Origin of the sequence: Micromonospora sp. CA-111912, from assembly GCF_050948415.1 — a bacterium.
Classification (GTDB): domain Bacteria; phylum Actinomycetota; class Actinomycetes; order Mycobacteriales; family Micromonosporaceae; genus Micromonospora.
This window is the reverse complement of sequence record NZ_CP192007.1, coordinates 597,663-621,285: the sequence shown is the minus strand read 5'-3', so window position 1 is coordinate 621,285 and position 23,623 is coordinate 597,663. Positions and strand designations below refer to the sequence as shown.

General features: G+C 70.2%; 15 protein-coding genes. 3 read left to right on the top strand and 12 right to left on the bottom strand.

The window, feature by feature from the left end; all coding sequences use genetic code 11:
- Window positions 1–30: 30 nt before the first annotated feature.
- On the top strand, window positions 31–1,422 hold the full coding sequence (locus tag ACQPZO_RS02905; RefSeq protein WP_433346772.1) for a glycoside hydrolase family 43 protein: 1,392 nt from the start codon (window positions 31–33) through the stop codon (window positions 1,420–1,422).
- Window positions 1,423–1,542: 120 nt separating this feature from the next.
- Complete coding sequence (locus tag ACQPZO_RS02900) at window positions 1,543–4,281, top strand: beta-L-arabinofuranosidase domain-containing protein (RefSeq protein ID WP_433346770.1); 2,739 nt, start codon at window positions 1,543–1,545, stop codon at window positions 4,279–4,281.
- A 154-nt stretch (window positions 4,282–4,435) separates the two neighbouring features.
- On the opposite strand, the gene ACQPZO_RS02895 is transcribed toward ACQPZO_RS02900, so the two are convergent.
- Both ACQPZO_RS02895 and ACQPZO_RS02890 read right to left on the bottom strand, forming a co-directional pair.
- Complete coding sequence (locus ACQPZO_RS02895; RefSeq protein ID WP_433346768.1) at window positions 4,436–6,523, bottom strand: family 43 glycosylhydrolase; 2,088 nt, start codon at window positions 6,521–6,523, stop codon at window positions 4,436–4,438.
- 228 nt (window positions 6,524–6,751) lie between these two features.
- Complete coding sequence (locus ACQPZO_RS02890; protein WP_433346766.1) at window positions 6,752–8,593, bottom strand: family 43 glycosylhydrolase; 1,842 nt, start codon at window positions 8,591–8,593, stop codon at window positions 6,752–6,754.
- 472 nt (window positions 8,594–9,065) lie between these two features.
- Here ACQPZO_RS02890 and ACQPZO_RS02885 point away from each other — a divergent pair, with 472 nt between their 5' ends.
- Complete coding sequence (locus ACQPZO_RS02885; RefSeq protein WP_433346764.1) at window positions 9,066–10,703, top strand: glycoside hydrolase family 27 protein; 1,638 nt, start codon at window positions 9,066–9,068, stop codon at window positions 10,701–10,703.
- A gap of 84 nt (window positions 10,704–10,787) precedes the next feature.
- On the opposite strand, the gene araA is transcribed toward ACQPZO_RS02885, so the two are convergent.
- From araA to ACQPZO_RS02835, 10 genes are all read right to left on the bottom strand, one after another.
- Window positions 10,788–12,290 (bottom strand): L-arabinose isomerase, encoded by a 1,503-nt coding sequence (gene araA / locus ACQPZO_RS02880; protein WP_433346762.1) that lies wholly within the window; start codon window positions 12,288–12,290, stop codon window positions 10,788–10,790.
- Between the two features lie 26 nt (window positions 12,291–12,316).
- On the bottom strand, window positions 12,317–13,306 hold the full coding sequence (gene yjfF, locus ACQPZO_RS02875; RefSeq protein ID WP_433346760.1) for a galactofuranose ABC transporter, permease protein YjfF: 990 nt from the start codon (window positions 13,304–13,306) through the stop codon (window positions 12,317–12,319).
- Window positions 13,303–14,373, bottom strand: a complete 1,071-nt coding sequence (locus ACQPZO_RS02870) for an ABC transporter permease (RefSeq protein WP_433346758.1) — start codon at window positions 14,371–14,373, stop codon at window positions 13,303–13,305. The genes yjfF and ACQPZO_RS02870 overlap by 4 nt, the downstream gene beginning before the upstream one ends.
- Window positions 14,370–15,911: a sugar ABC transporter ATP-binding protein gene (locus ACQPZO_RS02865; RefSeq protein WP_433346756.1), complete on the bottom strand. Its 1,542-nt coding sequence runs from the start codon at window positions 15,909–15,911 to the stop codon at window positions 14,370–14,372. Before ACQPZO_RS02865 ends, ACQPZO_RS02870 begins: the two co-directional genes overlap by 4 nt.
- A 162-nt stretch (window positions 15,912–16,073) precedes the next feature.
- Complete coding sequence (locus ACQPZO_RS02860) at window positions 16,074–17,072, bottom strand: ABC transporter substrate-binding protein (RefSeq protein WP_433346755.1); 999 nt, start codon at window positions 17,070–17,072, stop codon at window positions 16,074–16,076.
- A gap of 122 nt (window positions 17,073–17,194) precedes the next feature.
- The gene (locus ACQPZO_RS02855; protein ID WP_433346753.1) at window positions 17,195–17,887 is read right to left on the bottom strand and encodes an L-ribulose-5-phosphate 4-epimerase; all 693 of its coding nucleotides are present in this window, start codon (window positions 17,885–17,887) and stop codon (window positions 17,195–17,197) included.
- Complete coding sequence (gene araB, locus ACQPZO_RS02850; protein WP_433346751.1) at window positions 17,884–19,602, bottom strand: ribulokinase; 1,719 nt, start codon at window positions 19,600–19,602, stop codon at window positions 17,884–17,886. The genes ACQPZO_RS02855 and araB overlap by 4 nt, the downstream gene beginning before the upstream one ends.
- Window positions 19,603–19,702: 100 nt before the next feature.
- Complete coding sequence (locus tag ACQPZO_RS02845) at window positions 19,703–22,075, bottom strand: glycoside hydrolase family 65 protein (protein ID WP_433346749.1); 2,373 nt, start codon at window positions 22,073–22,075, stop codon at window positions 19,703–19,705.
- On the bottom strand, window positions 22,072–22,824 hold the full coding sequence (locus ACQPZO_RS02840) for a beta-phosphoglucomutase family hydrolase (protein ID WP_433346747.1): 753 nt from the start codon (window positions 22,822–22,824) through the stop codon (window positions 22,072–22,074). The genes ACQPZO_RS02845 and ACQPZO_RS02840 overlap by 4 nt, the downstream gene beginning before the upstream one ends.
- 77 nt (window positions 22,825–22,901) lie before the next feature.
- On the bottom strand, window positions 22,902–23,369 hold the full coding sequence (locus ACQPZO_RS02835; protein WP_433346745.1) for a DUF4442 domain-containing protein: 468 nt from the start codon (window positions 23,367–23,369) through the stop codon (window positions 22,902–22,904).
- Window positions 23,370–23,623 lie beyond the last annotated feature (254 nt).

Here is a 23,623-nt window from a genome sequence, read left to right as displayed (position 1 = left end):
TCCACCCACCATCGAGAGAGGTCACCCCCCATGGCCCTTACCCGACGAGCCTTCACCCTGGGCGCGGTCGCCACCGGCGCGGCCACCGCCGCCGGTCTGACCATCGCCCCCCAGGCGGCCTCGGCCGCCACCTACAGCGCGTACGTGATGACCTACTTCACCGAGTCACCGAACTTCGTCGGCGCGGACTACGGCCTGCACGTCGCCGTCAGCCGCGACGGACTGAACTGGACCCCGCTCAACCAGAACAACCCGGTGGTCACCCCCACCGCCGGCCAGCTCGGGCTGCGCGACCCGTTCGTGTTCCGCAAGCAGGACGGCACGTTCGTCGTGATCGCCACCGACCTGCGCGGCACCGACTTCGGCACCTACAGCCAGTACCTGCACGTCTGGGACTCGACGAACCTCACCAGCTTCACCGGCTACCGGCGGCTGCGGATGCACACCTACAACGCCCACACCTGGGCACCCACGGTCTTCTGGGACGCCGGCCGCGGGCACTACGGCATCGTCTACTCCTGCAACACCAGCAGCGGGGACGTGTTCCTAATCAACTACACGTCCGACTTCCAGTCGGTCGGCTCCCCGCAGGTCTACTTCAACCCCGGCTTCGGCGTCCTGGACGGCGACATCGTGGTCGACGGCGGGGTCACCTACCTGTACTACAAGAACCTCGCCACCGGGAACCTGTACGGGGCCCGCTCGTCGACCGGCGCGCCGAACAGCTTCACCACCTACACCAGCGCGCTGCGGCAGGGCGACGCCATGGAGGCCCCGCTGCTGGTCAGGCGCAACGACGGCAACGGTTGGTACCTGTGGGGCGACTCGTTCAGCCCGGTGAACGCCGACTACTACGCCTGGTCCAGCGGCAACGTCGCCACCAACACCTGGACCGCGCTGAACCAGCGCGACTACACCGCGCCGCTGAACGGCAAGCACGGCTCGATCCTCGGCATCACCGAGGCGGAGTACAACGGCGCGGTCAGCCGGTGGGGCACCCCGACCTGGGTACGCCTGAAGTCCGCCAACTTCCCGGACCGGTTCGTCCGGCACCTCAACGGCGTCGGACGCCTCGACGCGTACCCGTTCGACCCGTACCAGGACCAGATGTGGCGGATGGTGCCCGGGCTGGCGGACACCGCTGCGGTCTCCTTCGAGTCGGTCAACCGCCCCGGCAACTTCCTGCGCCACAGCGGCTACGCCATCCGGCTCGAACCGAACACCAACACGGCGGCGTTCCGGGCCGACGCGACGTTCCACCGCGCCCCGGGCCTGAGTGACTCCTCCTGGACGTCGTTCCGCTCCTACAACTTCCCGGACCGGTACCTGCGGCATTCCGGCTACCTGCTGCGCATCGATCCGCTGAGCGCGTCATCCAGCGCCGCCGACCGGCAGGACGCCACCTTCCGGATCACGTCCTGACCTGCCCGCCCGCCGGACGCGCCCGACCCGGGGCGCATCCGGCGGGCGGCCCATCGCGGCCGGGGAGGCCCGCACCTGGGCGCGCGCCGGCCGTACCCACCAACGCGTTCGGAGGCCGTGATGTCATCTCCCCTGGTCAACCGTCGACTTCTCCTGCAATCCGCCGGCGCGGCGGCCGTCGCCACCACTGTCGGGCCCGCCCTGGGCTCCGGGGCCGCCGGCGCCGCCCTTCCTCCCGTCCGGCCCGACATCGGCGTGTCCGCGTACGGGTTCGAGCCGGGCCAGGTCCGCCTCACCGCCAGCCGGTGGCTGGACAACCAGACCCGCACCCTGAACTACCTGCGATTCGTCGACGTCAACCGGCTGCTCTACAACTTCCGCGCCAACCACCGCCTCTCCACCGGCGGTGCCGCGGCGACCGGCGGTTGGGACGCCCCGACGTTCCCGTTCCGCACGCACGTGCAGGGACACTTCCTGACCGCCTGGGCCCAGGCGTGGGCGGTGCTTGGCGACACCACCAGCCGCGACAAGGCCAACCAGATGGTCGCCGAGCTGGCCAGGTGCCAGGCCAACAACGCCGCCGCGGGCTTCACCGCCGGGTACCTCTCCGGCTTCCCCGAGTCCGACTTCACCGCCCTCGAAGCACGCACCCTGAGCAACGGCAACGTGCCGTACTACTGCGTCCACAAGACGATGGCCGGCCTGCTCGACGTGTGGCGGCATGTCGGCAATCTGCAAGCGCGCGACGTGCTCCTGGCGCTCGCCGGCTGGGTCGACCGGCGCACCGGGCGGCTGACCACCACCCAGATGCAGGCCATGCTGGGCACCGAGTTCGGTGGCATGAACGCGGTCCTGACCGACCTGTACCAGCAGACCGGCGAGGCCCGCTGGCTGACTGCGGCCCAGCGGTTCGACCACGCCGCAGTGTTCAACCCCCTGGCCGCCAACTCCGACCAGCTCAACGGGCTGCACGCCAACACGCAGGTGCCCAAGTGGATCGGCTCGGCCCGGGAGTTCAAGGCCACCGGCGTCACCCGCTACCGGGACATCGCCACCAACGCGTGGAACATCACCGTGAACGCGCACACCTACGTGATCGGCGGCAACAGCCAGGCGGAACACTTCCGGGCCCCCCACGCCATCGCCGGCTACCTGCGCGCCGACGCCTGCGAGGCCTGCAACACGTACAACATGCTCAGCCTGACCCGCGAGCTCTGGCTGCTCGACCCGAACCGGGCCGCCTACTTCGACTTCTACGAGCGGGCGCTGCTCAACCACCTGATCGGCCAGCAGAATCCGGCCGACAGCCACGGACACGTCACCTACTTCACGCCGCTCAACCCGGGCGGCCGGCGCGGCGTCGGGCCGGCGTGGGGAGGCGGCACCTGGAGCACCGACTACGACTCCTTCTGGTGCTGCCAGGGCACCGGCCTGGAGACCAACACCAGGCTGATGGACTCCATCTACTTCCACAACGACGCCACCCTGACCGTGAACCTGTTCCTGCCGTCGGTGCTCACCTGGTCGCAGCGCGGGATCACCCTCACCCAGAGCACCTCGTACCCGGCCAGCGACGTCACGACCCTCACCGTCACCGGCTCCGGCGGGTCGTGGACGATGCGGATCCGCATCCCGGCGTGGACCAGCGGCGCGACCGTCAGCGTCAACGGCGTCCCGCAGAGCATCGCCACGACGCCGGGCAGCTACGCCAGCCTCACCCGCTCCTGGGCCTCCGGGGATGTCGTCACGGTTCGCCTGCCGATGCGGGTCGTCATGGCCGCCGCCGACGACGACGCGGCCGTCCAGGCGATCACGTACGGGCCGGTGGTGCTGTCCGGCGATTACGGCAGCACCGCCCTGAGCGCGCTGCCCTCGCTGGACACCGCCTCGGTCACGCGGACCAGCGGCAGCGCGCTCGCGTTCACCGCCACCGCGAACGGCGTCACCGTTCCCCTCCGGCCGTTCTACGACGCGCACGGGCACAACTACACGGTCTACTGGCGCGTGAGCGCCGGCGGTAACGGCAACGACGCCAGCTTCCGCCTGGCCAACGCGGCCAGCGGCCTCGTGCTGGGCATCGAGAACATGTCCACCGCCGACGGCGGCGCGGCGCTGCTGTGGGGCGACACCGGCACCGCCGACCACGACTGGCAGGTCCTCGTCGACGGGGCGGCGGTCAGACTGCGTAACGTCCACAGCGGCAGGGTCCTCGGCGTGGCGAACATGTCCACCGCCGACAACGCCGCGATCGTCCAGTGGGCGGACAACGGCACCGCGGACCACCTCTGGACGGTCGTCGACATGGGCGACGGCACGCACAAGCTGCGCAACGTCCACAGCGGCAAGCTGCTCGCCATCTCCGGCGGCGCCACCGGGCAGGGCGCCCGGGCGGTGCAGGGCCAGGACGACGGCAGCCCGGACAACCAGTGGCGATTCTTCCCGAACGGGGCCCGCCGGATCCAGAACCTGGCCAGCGGACTCGTGCTCGGCGTCCAGAACATGTCCACCGCCGACGGCGGTCTCGTCATCCAGTGGGGCGACAGCGGCACCGCCGACCACCTCTGGACCGGGATCGTGGACACCGGCGGCTACCTGCGGCTACGCAACGCGAACAGCGGCAAGGTGCTCGGCGTCGAAGGCGGAGCCGGCACCACCGGGGCCCGAATCGTGCAGTGGGCCGACAACGGCACCGACGACCACCGGTGGCGGCTGCGCTCCGCCGGGGCCGGCTACTTCCGTATCCAGTGCGCCCTGGGCGGCCGGATCCTCGGCGTCAGCGGCGGCGCCGGCAGCCAGGGCGCGCAGGTCGTTCTGTCGAACGACAGCGGTGCGGCCGACCAGCGCTGGCGCTTCGTCTGATCGCACCCACCGGAACACCCACCTGCACCGTGGGTTGATCCCCCGCCAGGTCCGGCCCGGGTCACGCCCGGGCCGGACCTGGCGGCCTCGCATCAATGCCGGCGGCACCCGCACGACCGTCCGGCCACCCCGGGATGACGGCCACCGGAGATCGTCACGGTGTGGTCAGGGCGAACTGCCGTACCGTCACCGCCCCGCCCAGCGACTGGGTGGCGTAATTGAAGATGCCGAACCGATATCCCATGAAGAACTGCCAGGCGTTGTTGAGGGTCACGGCGTTGCCCAGCGGCACGAAGTTGACCCCGTCGGTGCTGTACGAAAACCTCGCCTGCCGCCCGGCTCCGGGCCGGATGTCGGCATTGGCCCGCAACCAGATCCGCCCCCCGGACACGGGGGCACCGGCGATCTCGGTCCCGGTGCCGGTGGTGTTCCAGTTGTCGGAGCCCATGGTCAGGCCATTGGTCATCACCACCCGGGTCGCGCCGTTGTCCCGCTTGATGCCGATCCACGCCGAGGCGTCCCGCAGCATTGCGAGCCCTGCGCGGTCGCCGTCGCGCATCGTGGAGTAGTCCAGTTCAATGGTTCCGGTGGAGGTTGGTCCCTGGATCCGGTGGGTCAGCGTGTTGCGGGCCCGGTACAGGTCGTTGGTCACCGACGCGGTCTGTAGGCGCAGCCCGTTGTTCACCGTCCACCTGCTGTTGTCGGGGTTGTGGTTCCACTCGTACTGGACGCCGAGGGTGGTGCCCGGGAAGGTGTCGGTGCCGGTGAGCGGCTTGACCGGTCGCAGCGGCAACGGGTTGGGGTAGCTGGCTCCCCAGGCCCCGTTGACCGTCTGCACCTGCGGCCAGCCGTCGCTGGTCCAGGTGATCGGCGCCAACGTCGGCATCCGCCCACCGGGGTACGCGTCGGTGAAGGCCATGTAGTACCAGGCCCCGTTCTGGGTCTGCACGAGGCCGCCCTGGTGCGGCACGCCGCCGCCGGAGATCGGGCCCGGCAGGTTGAGCAGCACCTGCCGCTGCTCGTACGGGCCGAACGGACCGTTGGTGGACTTCAGCACGTACTGGCCGTTGGCCGGGCGGGTGAGCCAGATGTAGTAGGCGCCGTTGCGCTTGTAGAACCGGGCCCCCTCCAGGGTGCCGATGCTCGACGGCGTCTGGTACACCTGCTGCGCGCGGACCTGGGTGCGTCCGTCGGCGGAGAGCTGCGCCACGCTGATCGTGCCGTTGCCGTACGCGACGTACATGGTGTCGTTGTCGTCGATCAGCATCCCGGCGTCGTAGTAGCAGTTGGGGATGGTGGCGTGCTTGCTCCAGGCGCCGTCGACGGCGGATGCCGTGTAGATGTGGGTCTGGGCGAAGTCGACGCAGCCGGCCCAGTAGAACGTCCGGTTGCTCGGCCGGTAGTTGAGCGTGGACGCCCAGATGCCGTCCACGTATCCATGGCTGTTGTTGGTCAGGTCGTACTTGGCGCCGAAGTCCAGCCGGGGCACCGAGTGACCGGCGAACTCCCAGTTCACCAGGTCGTACGAGCGCAGCACCGGAGCGCCCGGCGAGTAGTGCATCGTGGAGGCGGACATGTAGTAGACGTCGCCCACCCGGATGATGTCGACATCGGCGAAGTCCTGCCAGAGCACCGGATTGGCGAAGGTGCCGCCCGGCGTGCCGGTGTCGCCGACGCGGACGAGTTGCCACTGCTGGTTGGCCCCACCCCAATCGTCGTACTGCACCACACCGGCCCCGTCCACCGTCGAGGCGTTCTGCACCTCCACCACCCGACCACTGTGGCGATTCACCAACCGCACAAAACCACCAGCCGAATCCGCCAACCGGAACTGCTGCTCCACACCGTTCCCGTCCGCCCACTGCACGATCCCCGCACCGTTCGCCGTCGACGAACCCGCCACAGCCAACACCTTGCCCGAATGCCGCGACCGCACCCGATAGAAACCACCACCAGAATCCACGAACTGCCACTGCTGCCAGTTGCCGTCGCCACGCGACCACTGCGTGATCCGCGCACCATCACCCGTCGCCAGGTTGAACACGTCCAACGCCTTACCACTGTTCCGATTCACCAACACATACCACGCACCCGGATCCACCACCGCCGCCGACACCGGCGACGCCGACACCCCCACCAACACACCACCCGCCAACACCACCACCACCACAGCGGCAAGCCGCGACAACCACCCCCCACCCCAGGGCACCACCCGGAAAAGCCAACCAATGGCAACCATCATTCTCCTCCTTCAATAGCACGAACCGAACAATCCGAGCCGACACCCGCGACCAACGGGCAGGACCTGAGCCCGCTGGATCGCAGGCAATGTGATCGCTGGCAATCCCCTGGTCAGGGGGTAACTCCACAAATTCGTAGTCGTGCCAGATTCACGGCGTGCGCGGCCGAAGCCGGGCGAGCGGGGCCCCTCCCGCCCGCCCGGCCCCAGGGCCGGCACTTGATGGGCGGGCTACTGGAAGGAGACGTCGTCGATGAGGAAACCGTCCGTTCCGGCGGCTGTCTCCAGGTAGAACGTCGCGTTGGACAGGGTGCCGCCCCAGGACACGTTGGCGGTGCCGGTGAGCAACGTCCAGCCATTGGCGTTCGCGGTCACCGCCGGGGTCAGCGAGACATAGGTTGTCGTCCCGTTGGCGGTCAGCGACAGGGTCGCCCGCACCGACGGCGTGCCGCTCTGCGCCCGCACCCAGACAGTGGTGGTGTAGCTCCGGCCGTTCGTCAGTCGCGAGGTCACGTTCTGGCTCGGGCCGTTCCACGAGGCGGTGCGCCCGGTGATCCCCAGCGACCGGGTGCCGCCGTGCACGACGTCCGGGTGGGACGACAGCGTCCCGCTGCCGAGCACACCCCAGCCCGTGGTGCCGTTCTCCGCGTTGCCGTTGGTGAGCAGGTTGCCGCCCCCGGCGGTGTTGCCGAACTGCCAGTAGTTGATATTGAAAAGGTTGCCGCCGCCTCCGGCGAAGCGCAGGTACAGGTCGCGCGTCCCGGTCGCGCCGCTCACCCCGCACGTGGTGGTCGTCCAGTTCTGCCAACCACCGGTGCTGCCGACGTCGCAGGTGCCGACGATCGGGCCGGTGGAGCTGTCCAGCCGGACCTCTATCCGGCCGCCGCTGCTGGCCGAGGCCACCCGCGCGGAGAAGGACGTCGCGCCGGTGCCGAACGCCACGCCCTTGACCTTGATGTAGTCGCCGTTCTCGATCCAACCGACGTTCACTCCGCCCTCGCCGGCCGATTCGGTCTCGATGCCGGAGCCCCAGGCGATCGTCTCGGCCTCCTGCCGGACGTACGGGTTCAGCGTGCCCACCTGGGGTGCGCCCGTGCTGGTCATGGTGATCGTCGGGAACGTGCCGTTGGCGTTGTAGGCGAACTTCTCCACCGCGACCGAGCGGGTGAAGCCGCCGCCGCCCGGCAACGCCCCGTTGTGGTAGAAAAAGTACGATCCGCCGTTGAAGTCGACGACGCCAGCGTGATTGGTGAAACTGCTGCCCTGCCGGGGCATGATCGCCCCCCGGTAGGTCCACGGTCCGGTGGGGCTGGGGGCGGTCGAGTAGGCGATGAACTCGGAGCAGCACTCCGCCGCGAACACGTTGTAGTACAGGCCGTTGCGCTTGAAGACCCACGGACCCTCCTCGTACAACGTCGGGCGGGCCGAGTTGCCGACCCGGGTGCCGAAGCCCGCGGTGGTGAGGGGAATGCGGGTCGCGCTGCCGGAGAACGAAATCATGTCCGGGTTCAGCCGCACGTACCAAAGGCCCGGGTTACCCCAGTACAGGTATGCCTGCCCGCCGTCGTCGACGAGGACGGTCGGGTCGATCTCACCGTTGCCGACGAGCGGGCGGCCGAGAGCGTCGCGGAACGGGCCGGTGGGGCTGTCCGCCACCGCGACCCCGATGACCATCTGCCCGTTCGACCGCTGCCGCACCGGGACGTACCAGTAGAACTTTCCGTTGCGGGGCGTGACGTGACCGGCCCAGGCGTTGGCGTCCGCCCAGGCGAAGGTCGCCAGGTTCATCGGAACCCCGTGGTCGGTCCAGTTCACCGTGTCGGCGGACGAGAACACCCGCCACTCGCGCATCGTGAAGTTCGTGGAGCCGTCCTCGTCGTGTCCGGTGTAGAGGTACACCCGGCCGTTGTGCACCATGGGGGCCGGGTCGGCGGTGTAGATGTGCTGCACGATCGGGTTGTCGGCCCTGGCGGCCGTGCCCGGTGACAGGGCGACGGCGCAGACCAGGCTCACGACCACGGCGACGACGCGCCGAGCTCGCTTCCTGGACGGGACCGGATGTGCGGGTTTCACGAGTTACCCCCTGACTCTGCCTCGATCGGCATCCGAAGCGACGATGCGCCGCCCGGCTGCCGATCGGGCGTGGTCCCGCCCGGACGCGAACCGGCAGCCAGTAACACCATGAGCGTTAGCGCTAACAATCTCGGCCTGCGACTTCCTGCATCTGCTCGCCATCTGGGGTGGACTGGGCGCGCGCCCGGCGCGGTGGTCCGCCGCTGTAACCGCTTCGCAGCGCGGACGCATCGAGGCTGACATCGAATAGTTACGATGCACCGTACTGAGCACCTCGGCGCGCGTCAATGAAAGCTCGGCAGCTCGCTGGCGCGGGAACCGCTGAGCGGGAGGGGCCCTCGCGGAGGATCGGCCAGCAGCCGGACGCCGGCCTCCATCGACAAGTGGTAGCGTTAACATCGATGTTCCTAAATCGCCTGCCGGTCGGCGAGCTGGTGCGGACACGGGCGGGCGCCATCGACTGGGAGGTCCGATGAAACGCATCGCCCGAGGCCGTCGTGGGGCAGGAGTGCTGGCGACCGGGCTGCTGTTGGCCGGCTCCCTGGTCGGCCTCCCCGCCCCGGCGGCGCAGGCCCTGGACAACGGGGTGGCCCGCACGCCTCCCATGGGCTGGAACTCGTGGAACTCCTTCGGCTGCAACATCAACGAAGCGCTGATCCGGCAGTCGGCGGACGCCCTCGTCAGCAGCGGGATGCGGGACCTGGGTTACCAGTACGTCGTGGTCGACGACTGCTGGTTCAACCCCAACCGGGACGCCGCCGGGAATCTTCAGGGTGATCCGGGCCGGTTCCCCAGCGGGATGAGGTCGCTCGGCGACTACCTGCACGCCAGGGGCCTGAAGTTCGGCCTCTACCAGGTGCCGGTCGACAAGACCTGCGCACAGTACTTCGGCAGCTATCCGGGTGCGACCGGCAGCCGAGGCCACGAGGCGCGGGATGCCCGCCAGTTCGCCGCCTGGGGAGTCGACTTCCTCAAGTACGACTGGTGCTCGCCGGAGGGCAGCATCGACGAGCAGGTGGCCACCTTCGCCCGGATGCGTGACGCGCTGGCGGCCACCGGTCGACCGATCGTCTACAGCATCAACCCCAACAGCATCCATGCCAAGACCGGCCCGCAGCGCAATTGGGGCGACGTGGCCAACATGTGGCGTACCACGGAGGACATCACCAACGCGTGGAACACCGGGCAGACCAACGGCTACCCGATGGGCATCCAGAACATCATCGACGTGACGGTTCCGCTGGCCTCGTACGCGAGGCCGGGCGGCTTCAACGACCCGGACATGATGGAGGTCGGCCGGGGCGGCATGACCGACACGGAGATGCGCAGCCACTTCGCGATGTGGGCGATCATGGCGTCGCCGCTGATCGCCGGCAACGACGTCCGGTCCATGAACTCGGCGACGCAGGCCATCCTCAAGAACCGCAACCTGGTCACGATCAACCAGGACCCGCTCGGGGTGCAGGGGGTACAGGTCTCGTTCGACGGCACCCGTCGGGTGCTCGCCAAGCGGCTGGCCAACGGTGACGTCGCCGTCGCCCTGTTCAACCAGGGCGCCTCGACGACGATCACGACCACCGCCGCCGCCGTCGGCAAGTCCGGGACCTCCTTCACGCTGCTGGACGCCTGGACCGGCGGCACCAGCCCCAGCGGCGGGACCATCAGCGCCAGCGTGCCGTCGCACGGCACGGTGGTGTTCCGGGTCAGCGGTGGCGGAACGACCACACCGCCCACGTCGAGCGCGTTCGCCAGTGCTGCCTCCGGCCGCTGCCTGGACGTCCCGCAGAGCAACACCAGCAACGGCACCCAGCCGGTGATCTGGGACTGCAACGACGCCGCCAATCAGCGCTGGACCATCAGCGGCCAGGCCCTGCAAGCTCTCGGCAAGTGCCTGGACGCGCCCGTCAACGCCACGGCCGGTGCCCGGGCCCAGATCTGGGACTGCAACGGCGGGGCCAACCAGCGGTGGACCATCAACGCCAACGGCACGATCAGCGGGGTGCAGTCCGGGCTCTGTCTGGACGTGACGAACAACGGCACCGCCAACGGCACCGCGGTGATTCTCTGGACCTGCACCGCGGCGGCGCACCAGCGGTGGTCGCGGCGGTAGCCGGTCCGCTCCGCCGGGCTCGTCGGCCGGGTGGCCCTCCCCTGCGTCGGGGAGGGCCACCCGGGGCCGTCGATGGTTCGCCGCTCAGAACCCCCGGGCGAGCCGGTAGTACGCCTGATTCCACCGGATCTCGTTCGCGAAGCGCCGCGGCTCGGTGTCGGCGTCGATGACGACCAACTCGGTGCGGGTCATCTCTGCCAGGTCGTGCAGCTCCTCCACACCGACCGCCTGCGACAGCACGGTGTGGTGCGGCGCGCCGGCGGTGATCCACGCCTCCGCCGAACCGGCCAGGTGCGGGCGGGGCCGCCACACGGCCCGGGCCACCGGCAGTTTCCGCAGCGGGTGCGGGGGCGACACCACGTCGATCTCGTTGACCACCAGGCGAAAGCGGTCGCCCATGTCGGCCATGCCGAGGACCACCGCCGGGCCGGGCGCGGCGTCGAACACCAGCCGTACGGGATCCTCGCGGCCACCGATGGCCAACGGGTGGATCTCGACGTTCGGCCTGTCGCCGGCGATCGTCGGGCAGACCTCGAGCATGTGTGCGCCGAGGACCAGCTCGTCGCCGGGGGTGAGGTCGTAGGTGTAGTCCTCCATGAAGGAGGTCCCGCCCTCGACGCCCACCGCCATCGCCTTGAGCGTGTGGACCAGCACCGAGGTCTTCCAGTCTCCCTCGCCGCCGAAGCCGTAGCCGTCGGCCATCAGCCGTTGCACGGCGATGCCGGGTAGCTGGCGCAGGCCGCCGAGATCCTCGAAGTTCGTGGTGAACGCCCGGAACCCGCCGTCGTCCAGGAAGGCGCGCATGCCGAGTTCCAGGCGGGCGGCGTACCGCAGCGACTCGTGCCGCTCGCCCCCGGCAAGCAGCTCGGGAACGACCCGGTAGGTGTCGTCGTACTCCTTGACCAGCTCGTCGACCTGCGCGTCGGCGACCTCACCGACCACCGTGACCAGGTCGTTGACGCCGTAGGTGTTGACCGACGCCCCGAACCGCAGCTCCGCCTCGACCTTGTCGCCCTCGGTCACCGCGACATCGCGCATGTTGTCACCGAAGCGGGCCAGTCGCAGTGACCGCATCGCCGACCAGCCGAGCGCGGCCCGGGCCCAGGCGCCGACCCGGGCGATCACGCGCGGGTTCTCCACATGCCCGGCGACGGTCTTCCGGGCCACCCCGAGGCGGGTCTGGATGAACCCGAACTCGCGGTCGCCGTGGGCGGCCTGGTTCAGGTTCATGAAGTCCATGTCGATCTCGTCCCACGGCAGCAGGACGTTGGCCTGGGTGTGCAGATGCAGCAGCGGCGTCTGCAGCGCGTCCAGGCCGGAGATCCACATCTTCGCCGGGGAGAAGGTGTGCATCCACGCGACGACCCCGATCGCGCCCTGCGTGGCGGCGTCGCGGCAGACCCGCAGAATCTCACCGCTGTTCGTGAGGATCGGCTTCCAGACCACCCGGGCGGGGATCTGCGGCGACTCGTCGAGCACGGCCGCGATCAGCCGGGACTGCTCGGTCACCTGCCGGAGCGTCTCCTCGCCGTACATGCCCTGACTGCCCGTGAGGAACCAGATCTCGGGTGCGGTGTGTGGTGCCATGAGAGTGCCTTCCGCGAGAGGGGCCGTCACTTGTAACGGATGCCGATGAGGCGCTGGAGCAGGATGAAGGCTAGGAGCAGGCCGCCGATCACGATCTTGGTCCACCAGGAGTTGAGGCTTCCGTCGAAGGTGATGAGGGTCTGGATCACACCCAGGACCAGCACACCGAGCACCGTGCCGAAGACGTAGCCCGAGCCGCCGGTGAGCACGGTGCCCCCGATCACGACGGCGGCGATGACGTCCAACTCCATGCCGACGGCGATCAGCGGCGCGCCGGAGAGGGTGTAGAACGACAGCAGGATCCCGCCGATCGCGGAGCACAGGCCACTGATCGTGTAGACGGCGATCCGGGTCCGCCCCACCGGCAGACCCATCAGCAGGGCCGACTGCGGGTTGCCGCCGATGGCGTACACGTTGCGACCCAGCCGGGTGTAGGCCAGCGTCCACGCGGCGACGGCGACCACGGCGAAGGCCACGAGCACGCTGATCGAGACGAAGTTGCCCCGGGGGTCGCCGATCCGCTCCTGCGACATCCTGGTCCAGAACCCGTCGGTGATCGGGATGGACGAGCCGGAGATGAACGTGCACATCCCCCGGGCGAGGAACATCCCGGCGAGCGTGACGATGAACGGCTGGATGTCGAAGAAGTGGATGGCGCAGCCCATCAGCAGGCCGAGCGTCGGACCGATCAGCAGGGCGACGACGAGCACGAGCGCCGCCGGCAGGCCCTGCTGGAGCAGCCAGGCCGACACCATCGCCGTCATGGCGACGACCGACCCGACCGACAGGTCGATGCCGCCGGTGAGGATCACGAACGTCATCCCCACCGCGACGACGAGCAGGAAGCCGTTGTCGATGAAGACGTTGAAGATGACCTGCACGTTGGAGAACGCCTGGTACTGGGACACGCCGATGCCGTACATGACCAGGAGCAGGACGAGCGTGGCCAGAACCGGTACCTGCCGCCGGGGCAACCGGATCCGGCTGCGGCGGGCGGTGAGCGATCCAGCGGTCATGCCGGCACCTGCTCCTTCGGCTTGTCGGCGACGGCGCGGGGCGGCGGGGTGCTGCTCCGGCGGCGGGTGAACCGGGCCCGGAAGGCCGGCGCCTGGATGAGGCAGACGGCGATGACGACGACCGCCTTGAACAGCAGTGAGGTCTGCGGCGAGATGTTCATGGCGTACACCGTGGTGGTCAGGGTCTGGATGATCAGCGCGCCGAGGATGGTGCCGCTGAGGAAGAACCGGCCGCCCGCGAGTGAGGTGCCGCCGATGACGACCGCGAGGATGGCGTCGAGCTCCACCCAGAGGCCGGCGGAGTTGCCGTCGGCGCTGGAGACGTTGGCCGTCATCATGAAGCCGGCGACCGCGGCACAGCCGGCGCTGAGCACGTACGCCAGGAAGATGACCCGGCCGGAGCGGATGCCGGCCAGCCTGCTGGCCTTGGCGTTGCCACCCACCGCCTCGATGATCATGCCGAGCGCGGTACGGCGGGTGAACGCGCCGACGAGGAGGGCCGCCGCCAGCGCGACGAAGATGGCCAGCGGGAGGGTCAGCACGTGGCCCAGCCCGATCGCCCGGTACGGGCCGGAGTTGATGGTGATGATCTGGCCCTCGGTGATGAGCTGTGCGAGCCCGCGGCCCGCCACCATCAGGATCAGGGTGGCGATGATCGGTTGGATGCCGATCACGGCGACCAGCACCCCGTTCCAGGCGCCGAGCACGAGCGCGACCCCGAGCGCCGTCGCGAGGGCGGTCAGCACCACGGGAAGGCTGTTCTGGTCGGGCTGCTGGCTGATGTACACGCAGGCGACCGCGCCGCTGATCGCGCACACCGAGCCGACCGACAGGTCGATTCCGCCGGTCGAGATGACCACGGTCATGCCCAACGCGACGAGGATCAGCGGCGCGCTCAGCCGCAGGATGTCGATCGGGGTGCCGTACAGGTGCCCGTCGGTGACCGCGACGGACAGGAACCCGGGTCGGTAGATCGTGTTCGCGGCGAGCATGACGACGAGTACGGCGGCGGGCCAGAACAGGCGGTGACCGACCAGCGTCCGGTAGCGGCTCCTGATGTCGCTCATCGGACGGCCTTCTCCCGGTGCGATCCACTGGCGATGGTCTGCATGATGCGGTCGGCGTCGAGCCGGTCGTCGTTGGCGAGCTGCGCGACCATCTGCCGGTCACGCATCACGGCCACCTTGTGGCTCAGGCGCAGCACCTCCTCCAGCTCGGCGGAGATGAACAGCACGGCCATGCCGCCGTCGGACAACTGCGTCACGAGCCGCTGGATCTCGGTCTTGGCGCCGATGTCGATGCCCCGGGTGGGCTCGTCGAGGATCAACAGCCGCGGCTCGGTGATCAGCCACCGGGCCAGGAGCACCTTCTGCTGGTTGCCGCCGGAGAGATTGCGCACCGGCACCTCCGGGTCGGACGGCCGGATCTGGAGCGCCCGGACGTACTTCTCGACCAGCTCGTCCTGGCGACGGCGCGGCAGGGGCCGCAGCCAACCGCGGGCGGCCTGCATGGCGAGGATCATGTTCTCGCGGACCGACAGGTCGGCGACGAGGCCCTCCTCGCGGCGGTTCTCCGAGCAGAAGCCGATGCGCCGGTCGATGGCCTGCGCGGGGGTGCGCAGGCTGCCCGGCTCGCCGTCCACCGTGACCTGTCCGCCGTCCGCCCGGTCGGCGCCGAACAACAGCCGGGCCACCTCGGTACGCCCGGAGCCCAGCAGGCCGGCCAGGCCGACCACCTCCCCGGCGTGGATGGTGAGGCTGAACGGGGCGACCGCCCCCGACCGGCCGAAGTTGGACACCGCGAGGAGCGGGGTTCCCGTCTCCAGCGTCGTCACGTCCCGCCGGGAGTGCTCCTCGATCCCCTCAAGTACGTCGAGTTCCTTGCCGATCATCTTCTCGACCAGGGCGAGCTGAGGCAGTTCCGCGGTCAGGTACTCGCCGACGAGTCCGCCGTTGCGCAGCACGGTGATGCGGTCGGCGATGCCGTAGACCTGGTCGAGGAAGTGGGTCACGAACAGGATCGCGATGCCCTCGTCGCGCAGCTGCCGCATGACGCGGAAGAGCTGTGCGACCTCACCGGCGTCGAGGCTGGAGGTCGGCTCGTCCAGGATCAGCACCCGGGCCCGGACGTCGATCGCGCGGGCGATCGCGACCATCTGCTGGATGGCGAGGGAGTACGTCCCGAGCGGCGCGCTGACGTCGAGATCGAGGTCGAGGCGGTTCAGGAGCGCACGGCTGCGGCGACGGACCTCGCCCCAGCGGATGGCGCCGAGGAGCCGGGGCTCGCGTCCGATGAAGATGTTCTCCGCCACCGAGAGGTTGGCGCAGAGGTTGACCTCCTGGTAGACGGTGCTCACCCCGGCGGCGGTCGCCTGCATCGGGCCCGGGAAGGACACCGGTCCGCCGGCCAGGGTGATCGTGCCCTCGTCGGTGTCGTAGACGCCGGTCAGCACCTTGATGAGAGTCGACTTGCCGGCGCCGTTCTCGCCCATCAGGGCGTGCACCTCGCCGGGAAAAAGCCGGAAACTGACGTCGTGGAGTGCGCGCACCCCGGGGAAGGACTTGCTGATCCCGGTCATCGTCAGGACCGGAGGGCTATCCGTCATCCCATCAGACCTCTTCTGGGTTGTCGACGCGGAGGGGCCGCTGCTCCCACGGCGATGGTCCCTGCGGGGACGCCGGTGGCTGCGGGCCGGGCCCGGTCCGTCGGGGGTGATCGGGCCGAGCAGCCGGGGCCGCCACGCGAGCGCGGCGGCCCCGGCGTCGGATCAGTACTTGCGGTTGGGCAGCGCCGCCTTGGCCTGTTCCTGGGTGAAGGTGGTCTCCTCGGTCTCGATCCGGGGCGGCACCTCCTCGCCGGCGTGGACCTTCTTCGCCAGGTCCATGAGCTGTGGGCCGAGCAGCGGGCTGCACTCCGCGATGAAGTTGAACTTCCCGTCGGCGAGGGCCTGCATGCCGTCCTTCACGGCGTCGACCGTGATGATGGTGATGTCCTTGCCGGGCACCTTGCCGGCGGCGGCGATGGCCTCGAGCGCGCCCAGGCCCATGTCGTCGTTGTGCGCGAACAACACGTCGATCTTCGGGTTGGCCTTGAGGAACTGCTCCATCACGGCCTTGCCGCCGGCCCGGGTGAACTCGCCGGTCTGCGAGCCGACGGTCTTCAGGTTCGGGTTGGCGGCGATCGCCTCGGCGAAGCCCTTCTTGCGGTCGTTGGCCGGCGCCGCGCCGGCGCTGCCCTGCAACTCGACGATATGCACCGGGCCGGACGCGGTCTTCTTCTGCTCGACCAGCCATTCCCCGGCGAGCCGGCCCTCCTTGACGAAGTCCGAGCCGAGGAAGGTCTTGTACAGGGACTTGTCGGCCGAGTCGACCGAGCGGTCGGTGAGGATGACCGGGATGCCGGCGTCCTTGGCCTCCTTGAGCACGGTGTCCCAGCCGGACTCGACAACCGGCGAGAAGGCGATGACGTCCACCTTCTGCTGGATGTAGTTCCGGATCGCCTTGATCTGGTTCTCCTGCTTCTGCTGCGCGTCGTCGAACTTCAACTCGACCCCCGCGGCGGCCGCGGCCTCCTTGATCGAGGTGGTGTTCGCGGTACGCCACCCGCTCTCCGCGCCGACCTGGGAGAAGCCCAGCGTGATCTTGCCGTCGTCCGCGGACCCACCGGTGTCGCTGTTGCCGCAGGCCGCCATGCCGCCGACGAGCAGCATGCCGGCGAGGACCGCGGCGGCGCGCCGCGAGGCGGAGTACGTTCGCAACCTTCTCATCGAATCTCCTTGGCTCGGTGTGGTGGTGGTCGCGCCGACCGCCGACGTGCGGCGTGCGCGGGTGCTGGGGCTGGCGACCCCGGTGGGCGGGACCGGCGGGCGCCGGCGCGTGCGGTGGCCGTTCAGCAGTCCGTCGGTGAGACCGGCTGCTGTCCGTAGACGTTCTGGTAGCGGTGGTGGAGGGCGTCGACGTCGGCCTGCGGGATCGGCAGCGGCTGCCCGAGTGCGCGCGCCAGGTGCGCGGTACGGGCCACGTCCTCGCACATGACCGCGGCCTTGACCGCCGCGCGGGCGTCGCGGCCGATGGTGAAGACGCCGTGGTTGCGCATCAGCACCGCGGGCGAGCGGTGCCCGGCGAGGGTGGCGACGATGCCCTTGCCGATGTCGTCGCCGCCGATCAGGGCGAACGGGCCCACCGGGATCTCCCCACCGAACTCGTCGGCCTGCGCGGTCAGGTGGCACCGGATGGGCTCCCCCCGGGCGGCCCAGGCGGTGGCGTACGCGCTGTGCGTGTGCACGACTCCGCCCACCTCGGGCATGGCCCGGTAGACGTAGGCGTGGGCGGCGGTGTCACTGGACGGGGCGAGGTTCCCCTCGACGAGGGTGCCGTCGAGGTCACAGACCACCATCGTGTCCGCCGAGAGCTCGTCGTAGCCGACGCCGCTCGGCTTGATCACCATGAGGTCGCACCCGGGAACCCGCGCGGAGATGTTGCCGGCCGTCCAGGCGACCAGGCGGTACCGGACCAGCTCGGCGTGCAGGCGGGCGACGGTCTCACGCAGCTCGTCGATCTGTCGGGTCACCTCGGCGTTCACGCGACCACCTCCAGCGTGGCCTGGTGCGTGGCGGTGGTGGTGGTGGTGGTGCCGACCGCCGCGTTACGGATCGCCCGCAGCCGGAGCATGACGTCATCGCCACCGCGACCGAAGTGATCGTGCAGCGTCCGGTACTCGGCGTAGAGGGCGTCGTAGACACGCGCCCGGCCGGGATCCGGGCGGTAGACGGCCTCGTGTACCCGCCCCATCGCCCGCGACGCCTCGTGGATCGACGGGTACTCGCCGGCGGCCACGGCGGCGTGGATCGCCGACCCGAGTGCCGGCCCCTGCGCGGAGGCGATCATGTTCAGCGGCCGGTTGGTCACATCGGCGTAGATCTGCATCAGCAGCTCGTTGGAGGCGAGGCCCCCGGCAATCACCAGGTCGTTCACCGCCACCCCGGCCTCGACGAACGCTTCGATGATCATCCGGGTGCCGTACGCCGTGGACTCCAGCAGCGCGCGGTAGATGTCCTCCGGCCGGGTGGCCAGCGTCATGCCGACGATCATCCCGCTGAGGTCGTGGTTGACGAGCAACGAGCGGTTGCCGTTCCACCAGTCCAGGGCGACCAGGCCGTGCGCGCCGACCGGCTGGCGGGCGGCCAGCTCCGTGAGGCGTTCGTGCGAGGCGACCCCGGCCGGGGCGGCATGCTCGACGAACCAGCCGAAGATGTCGCCGACTCCGCTCTGCCCGGCCTCGTAGCCCCACGCGCCAGGACTGATGCCGCCGTCGACGACGCCGCACATCCCGGCCACCTCCGCGAGGTGCGTGCCGTTGACCACGTGACAGGTGGAGGTACCCATGATCGCGACGAGCCGTCCGGGCTCCACGGCCCGCGCGGCGGCTGCGGTGACGTGCGCGTCGACGTTGCCGGCGGCCACCGCGATCCCCTCCGGCAGGCCGGTCCACGCCGCGGCCCGGGCGGTGAGCACGCCGGCCCGGGCGCCTAGGGGCATCAGCGGACCGTCCAGCTTGGCCACGAAGTCGCCGAAGTCCGGGTTGAGCGCGGTCAGGAAGCCCTCGGACGGGTACCGGCCGTCCTGCCGGACGCCCTTGTAGCCGGCCGTGCAGACGTTGCGGGTCTCGGTGCCGCTGAGCTGCCAGACGATCCAGTCGGCGGCTTCGATGAAACGCTCGGTCCGGTGGTAGACCTCGGGGTCCTCCGCCAGGATCTGCAGGCCCTTGGCGAACTGCCACTCGGCGGAGAGCTTGCCGCCGTAGCGGCCGATCCACGGCTCCGCCCGCTCGTGGGCCAGCGCGTTGATCCGGTCGGCGTGCGGCTGCGCGGCGTGGTGCTTCCACAGCTTGACCCAGGAGTGCGGCCGGTTGCGCAGCTCGGGATCCTCGCAGAGCGGGGTGCCGTCGGCGAACGTCGGCAGCACGGTGCACGCGGTGAAGTCGACGCCGATGCCGACGATCGCGGCGGGATCCACCCCGGCGGCGGACACCGCGGCCGGGACGGCGTGCCGCAGCACGTCGCGGTAGTCCTCCGGGTTCTGCAGCGCCCAGTCCGGCGGCAGCGGCCGACCGCCGGGAAGCGCCGCGCTGATGACCCCGTCGCGATACTCGTGCACCGCGGTCCCCAGCTCCGCGCCATCACCGACCCGCACCACCAGCGCTCGCCCGGAGAGGGTGCCGAAGTCGACGCCGACGACGTAGCGCTCGCCGGCTCCGTCCACAAGGTCCATGTTCGCCTCCACACCTTCGATGGGCATAGTGTTAGCGTTCACATGGATACACGTCAAGACACTTGCGCGCAACGGCTCCGTAACAGACCCCTGGTGCCGCCCGAGCTCCGTCGAACCGGCGCGGGCCCTAACTGACGTTCTCGGGCAGGTGCAGCAGGGGTGCCCGGCCGGGCGGCTGCTCCGGCTCGGGGCCGGGCTGATCGAACGGCGGCACCGGCACGGTGACCGGCTCGGCGCAGGTGACCCGCACCTTCTCGCCGTGGTGCCGCAGCTCCACCACGTCGTCGGTGCAGCCGTGCCGCAGCGCGTACGTGGTCTGGTGCGGCCGGACGTCGACCCGCAGCCGCATGCCCCGCCACTGCAACGAGAACTCCAGCCGGGTGAGCCCGCCCGGCAGCCGGGGCGTGAACGTCAGCAGCCCGTCGTGGTCGCGCAGCCCGCCGAACCCGGCGACCAGGGCGATCCACGCCCCGGCGAGCGACGCCATGTGCACCCCGTCGCGGGTGTTCTCGTTCAGGTCGTGCAGGTCCATCAGCGCGGCCTCGCGCAGGTAGCGGTGGGCCAGCTCCAGGTAGCCGACCTCGGCCGACATCACCGCCTGGGTGCACGCCGACAGGGACGAGTCGCGTACCGTCCGCCGCTCGTAGTAGAGGAAGTTGCGCAGCTTCTCCTCGTCGCTGAACGCGTCCCCCCGCCAGTGCATGGCGAGCACCAGATCGGCCTGCTTGACCACCTGCTTGCGGTACAGGTCGAAGTACGGGTAGTGCAGCAGCAACGGGTACTTCTCGGCGGGGGTGTGCTCGAAGTCCCACTCCTGGAGCAGGGTGAACCCGTCCACCTGCTCGTGCACGTCGACCTCGTCGTCGTACGGGACGCACATCGCGTTCGCCGCGTCCCGCCAGGCCGCCGCCTCCTCCTCGGTCACCCCGAGGTGGGTCGCCTCGTCCCGGAACCGCATCGCGTACTCGGCGGCGGTGAGCAGGTTCCGCTGCGCCATCAGGTTGGTGTAGATGTTGTCGTTCTTCACCGCGGTGTACTCGTCCGGGCCGGTCACCCCGTCGATGTGGAACCGGCCGTTCCGGTCGTGGTGCCCGAGCGAACGCCACAGCCGGGCCGTCTCGACCAGCAGCTCCAGGCCGATCTCCCGCGCCAGCCCCTCGTCGCCGGTGACCAGCATGTACCGGCGCAGCGCGTCGGCGACGTCGGCGGCGATGTGGAACGCGGCCGTCCCCGCCGGCCAGTACGCCGACGACTCCGGCCCCTCGATGGTGCGCCACGGGAAGGCCGCGCCGGCGAGGTTCAGCGTCCGGGCCCGGTCCTGCGCCTGTTCCAGGGTGGAGTGCCGCCAGTACAGGGCGTCGCGTACCGCGCCCGGCTGGGTGTAGGTGAGCACCGGCAGCACGAACATCTCGGTGTCCCAGAACGCGTGGCCGTCGTACCCGGGGCCGGTCAGGCCCTTCGCGGAGATCGGCCGCCGCTCGGCCCGGGCACCGGCCTGGAGCACGTGGAACAGGCCGAACCGCACCGCCTGCTGCACCTCCGGGTCGCCCTCGACCCGCACGTCGGCGGCGTCCCAGAACTCGTCCAGGTACTCCCGCTGCTCGCGGCGCAGCCCGTCCCAGCCGTCCAGGCGGGCCGCGGCGAGGGCCCCGCCGACCTGGTCGCGCAGCGCCGGCAGCGACCGCTTGCTCGACCAGCCGTACGTCAGGTACTTGACCACCCGCAACGTCTCGCCGGGCTTGAGCACGCACCCGACGGTGGTACGGACCCAGTCCTCGTACCCCTCCGACTGCACGGTGGTGCGCTCCGGGCCGTGCACGTCGTGGTCCATGGCGGCGGCCACCCGCAGGCCGCTGACCTTGGTCCGGTGGATCAGCAGACCGCCGCCGCCTGTGGTCAGCTCCTCCTCGGCCACCAACGGTGACTCCAGCACCGCCGCCACCCGGGGGTCGCGGCTCTGCGCCGGGAGGGTCTCGTTGGCCACCAGCTCGGACTGGAGGATCAGCCGGATGGGCCCGTCGACCGCCTCCACCTCGTAGCTGATGGCGGCGACCGCCCGCTGGGTGAACGACACCAGTCGGGTGCTGCGGACCTTGACCTCCCGGCCCGCCGGGGAACGCCAGTGCAGCTCCCGGTGCAGGGTGCCGGCCCGCAGGTCGAGGATCCGCTCGTGGGCGAGCAGCTCGCCGTACCGGACGTCGAGCGGCTCGTCGTCGGCCAGCAGCCGGATCAGCTTGCCGTTGGTGACGTTGACGATGGTCTGGCCGGATTCGGGGAAGCCGAAGCCCGCCTCGGCGTACGGCAACGGGCGCAGCTCGTAGAAGGAGTTCAGGTAGGTGCCGGGCAGGCCGTGGGGCTCGCCCTCGTCCAGGTTGCCGCGCAGGCCGATGTGCCCGTTGGAGAGCGCGAAGACCGACTCGGACTGGGCCAGCACGTCCAGGTCGAGGCGGGTCTCCCGGATGTGCCAGGGCTCCACCGGATAGGCGCGTTCACGGATCATGCGGGTGTCTCCCTGTCGATCAGGTCGCCGAGGTCCGTCACCACGACGTCCGCCCCGTGCGCGCGCAGCTCTTCGGCCTGCCCCACCCGGTCCACGCCGACCACGTAGCCGAACCCGCCGGCCCGGCCGGCGGCGACGCCGGCCAGCGCGTCCTCGAAGACGGCCGCCTGGGCCGGCTCGACCCCGAGCAGCTTCGCCCCGGCCAGGAAGGTGTCCGGGTGCGGTTTGCCGCGCAGCCCCCGCTCGCGGGCGACCACCCCGTCCACCCGGGCCTCCAGCAGCGGCTCCAGCCCGGCTGCGGCGACCACCTGCCGGCAGTTGGCACTCGCCGAGACGACCGCGCGGCGCAGGCCGGCGTCGACCGTCGCCTTCAGGTACGTCACCGAGCCCGGATAGACCTCGACCCCGTCGGTGCGGAGGTGCTCCAGCAGGACGACGTTCTTCCGGTTGCCCACCCCGTTGACGGTGTCCGCCTCCGGCGGGTCGTCGGGCCCGCCCTCGGGCAGGGTGATCCCCCGGGAGGCCAGGAAGGCACGCACCCCGTCGGCCCGGGGCCGGCCGTCGACGTACCGGTTGTAGTCGGGCCCCGGGTCGAACGGCCGGTACGGCTCACCGCTGGCCGCCGAGTGCCGCCGGAGGAACGCGTCGAACGTCTGCGTCCACGCCGCGTTGTGCACCCGGGCGGTCTGGGTCAGCACGCCGTCCAGATCGAAGAGACAGGCGGTCACATGATCAGGCAGGCCCAGCACGGTACGAATCTATCCACCGGCCGGACCCGGCAAACCGGATTCACCCACGACGCGCGGGAGCCGGGGTGGCGACACGCTCAGCGGTTCGGGCGCAGCGTCCAGACCACGGTCATCGCCGAGGTCGGCGTGCCGTCCTCGGTGGCGATCTCGACCTCGACCGGGAACTCGGGCCGCCGGCCGGCGTCCAGCTCGGCGATCACCTCGGCCGCCGCCCGGCCGAGCCGCGCGGTGGCCAGTACCGGCCCCATCGCCAGCTTCCGGTACGCGATCTCCGCGCGCACGGCCAGCGGCACCGCGCGGTCGAGGAGTTGGCCGAACGCGGCCAGCACCACCGCGCCGGAGGCGGTCTCGCCGAGGGTGAACATCGCCCCGGCGTGCGGACCGCCGACGTGGTTGTGGGTGGCCGGCGAGTCGGGCAGCCGGACCACGGCGCGCACCCCGCCCTCCGCCTCGGGGGCCACCTCGACGAATTCGACGCCGAGCGTACGGGCGAAGGGAACGGCCTCCAGCATGCCGGCGGCGACCTGGCGTGAGTCGATGGTCATGCCCGCATGTTACTCCTCGGTAACTTTACCGGCAAGGACGCTCCCCGCTGCCCCGCCGCCCCGCCATCGGGCGCTCAGCCCCGGTGGTTGATCAACGTGAAGGCGACCGCCCCGACCAGGATCTCCGCCAGCGCGTGTCAGTCGACATGGAAGATCTCATCAACGGTGCGGTGGAAGTGGCGTGCGATGGCGATGGCCAACGGGAGGGGTGGTACGGCGTCCCCGCCGGGACTGCGTATCAGGTTCCTTACCCG

Bases quoted from the DNA above. Each gene is read 5' to 3' on its own strand.
- ACQPZO_RS02885 (WP_433346764.1), top strand. From the start codon at position 9,066: ATGAAACGCATCGCCCGAGGCCGTCGTGGGGCAGGAGTGCTGGCGACC.
- ACQPZO_RS02835 (WP_433346745.1), bottom strand. From the start codon at position 23,369: ATGACCATCGACTCACGCCAGGTCGCCGCCGGCATGCTGGAGGCCGTT.
- ACQPZO_RS02895 (WP_433346768.1), bottom strand. From the start codon at position 6,523: ATGATGGTTGCCATTGGTTGGCTTTTCCGGGTGGTGCCCTGGGGTGGG.
- ACQPZO_RS02845 (WP_433346749.1), bottom strand. From the start codon at position 22,075: ATGATCCGTGAACGCGCCTATCCGGTGGAGCCCTGGCACATCCGGGAG.
- araB (WP_433346751.1), bottom strand. From the start codon at position 19,602: ATGCCCATCGAAGGTGTGGAGGCGAACATGGACCTTGTGGACGGAGCC.
- ACQPZO_RS02905 (WP_433346772.1), top strand. From the start codon at position 31: ATGGCCCTTACCCGACGAGCCTTCACCCTGGGCGCGGTCGCCACCGGC.
- ACQPZO_RS02870 (WP_433346758.1), bottom strand. From the start codon at position 14,373: ATGAGCGACATCAGGAGCCGCTACCGGACGCTGGTCGGTCACCGCCTG.
- araA (WP_433346762.1), bottom strand. From the start codon at position 12,290: ATGGCACCACACACCGCACCCGAGATCTGGTTCCTCACGGGCAGTCAG.
- yjfF (WP_433346760.1), bottom strand. From the start codon at position 13,306: ATGACCGCTGGATCGCTCACCGCCCGCCGCAGCCGGATCCGGTTGCCC.
- ACQPZO_RS02865 (WP_433346756.1), bottom strand. From the start codon at position 15,911: ATGACGGATAGCCCTCCGGTCCTGACGATGACCGGGATCAGCAAGTCC.
- ACQPZO_RS02900 (WP_433346770.1), top strand. From the start codon at position 1,543: ATGTCATCTCCCCTGGTCAACCGTCGACTTCTCCTGCAATCCGCCGGC.
- ACQPZO_RS02860 (WP_433346755.1), bottom strand. From the start codon at position 17,072: ATGAGAAGGTTGCGAACGTACTCCGCCTCGCGGCGCGCCGCCGCGGTC.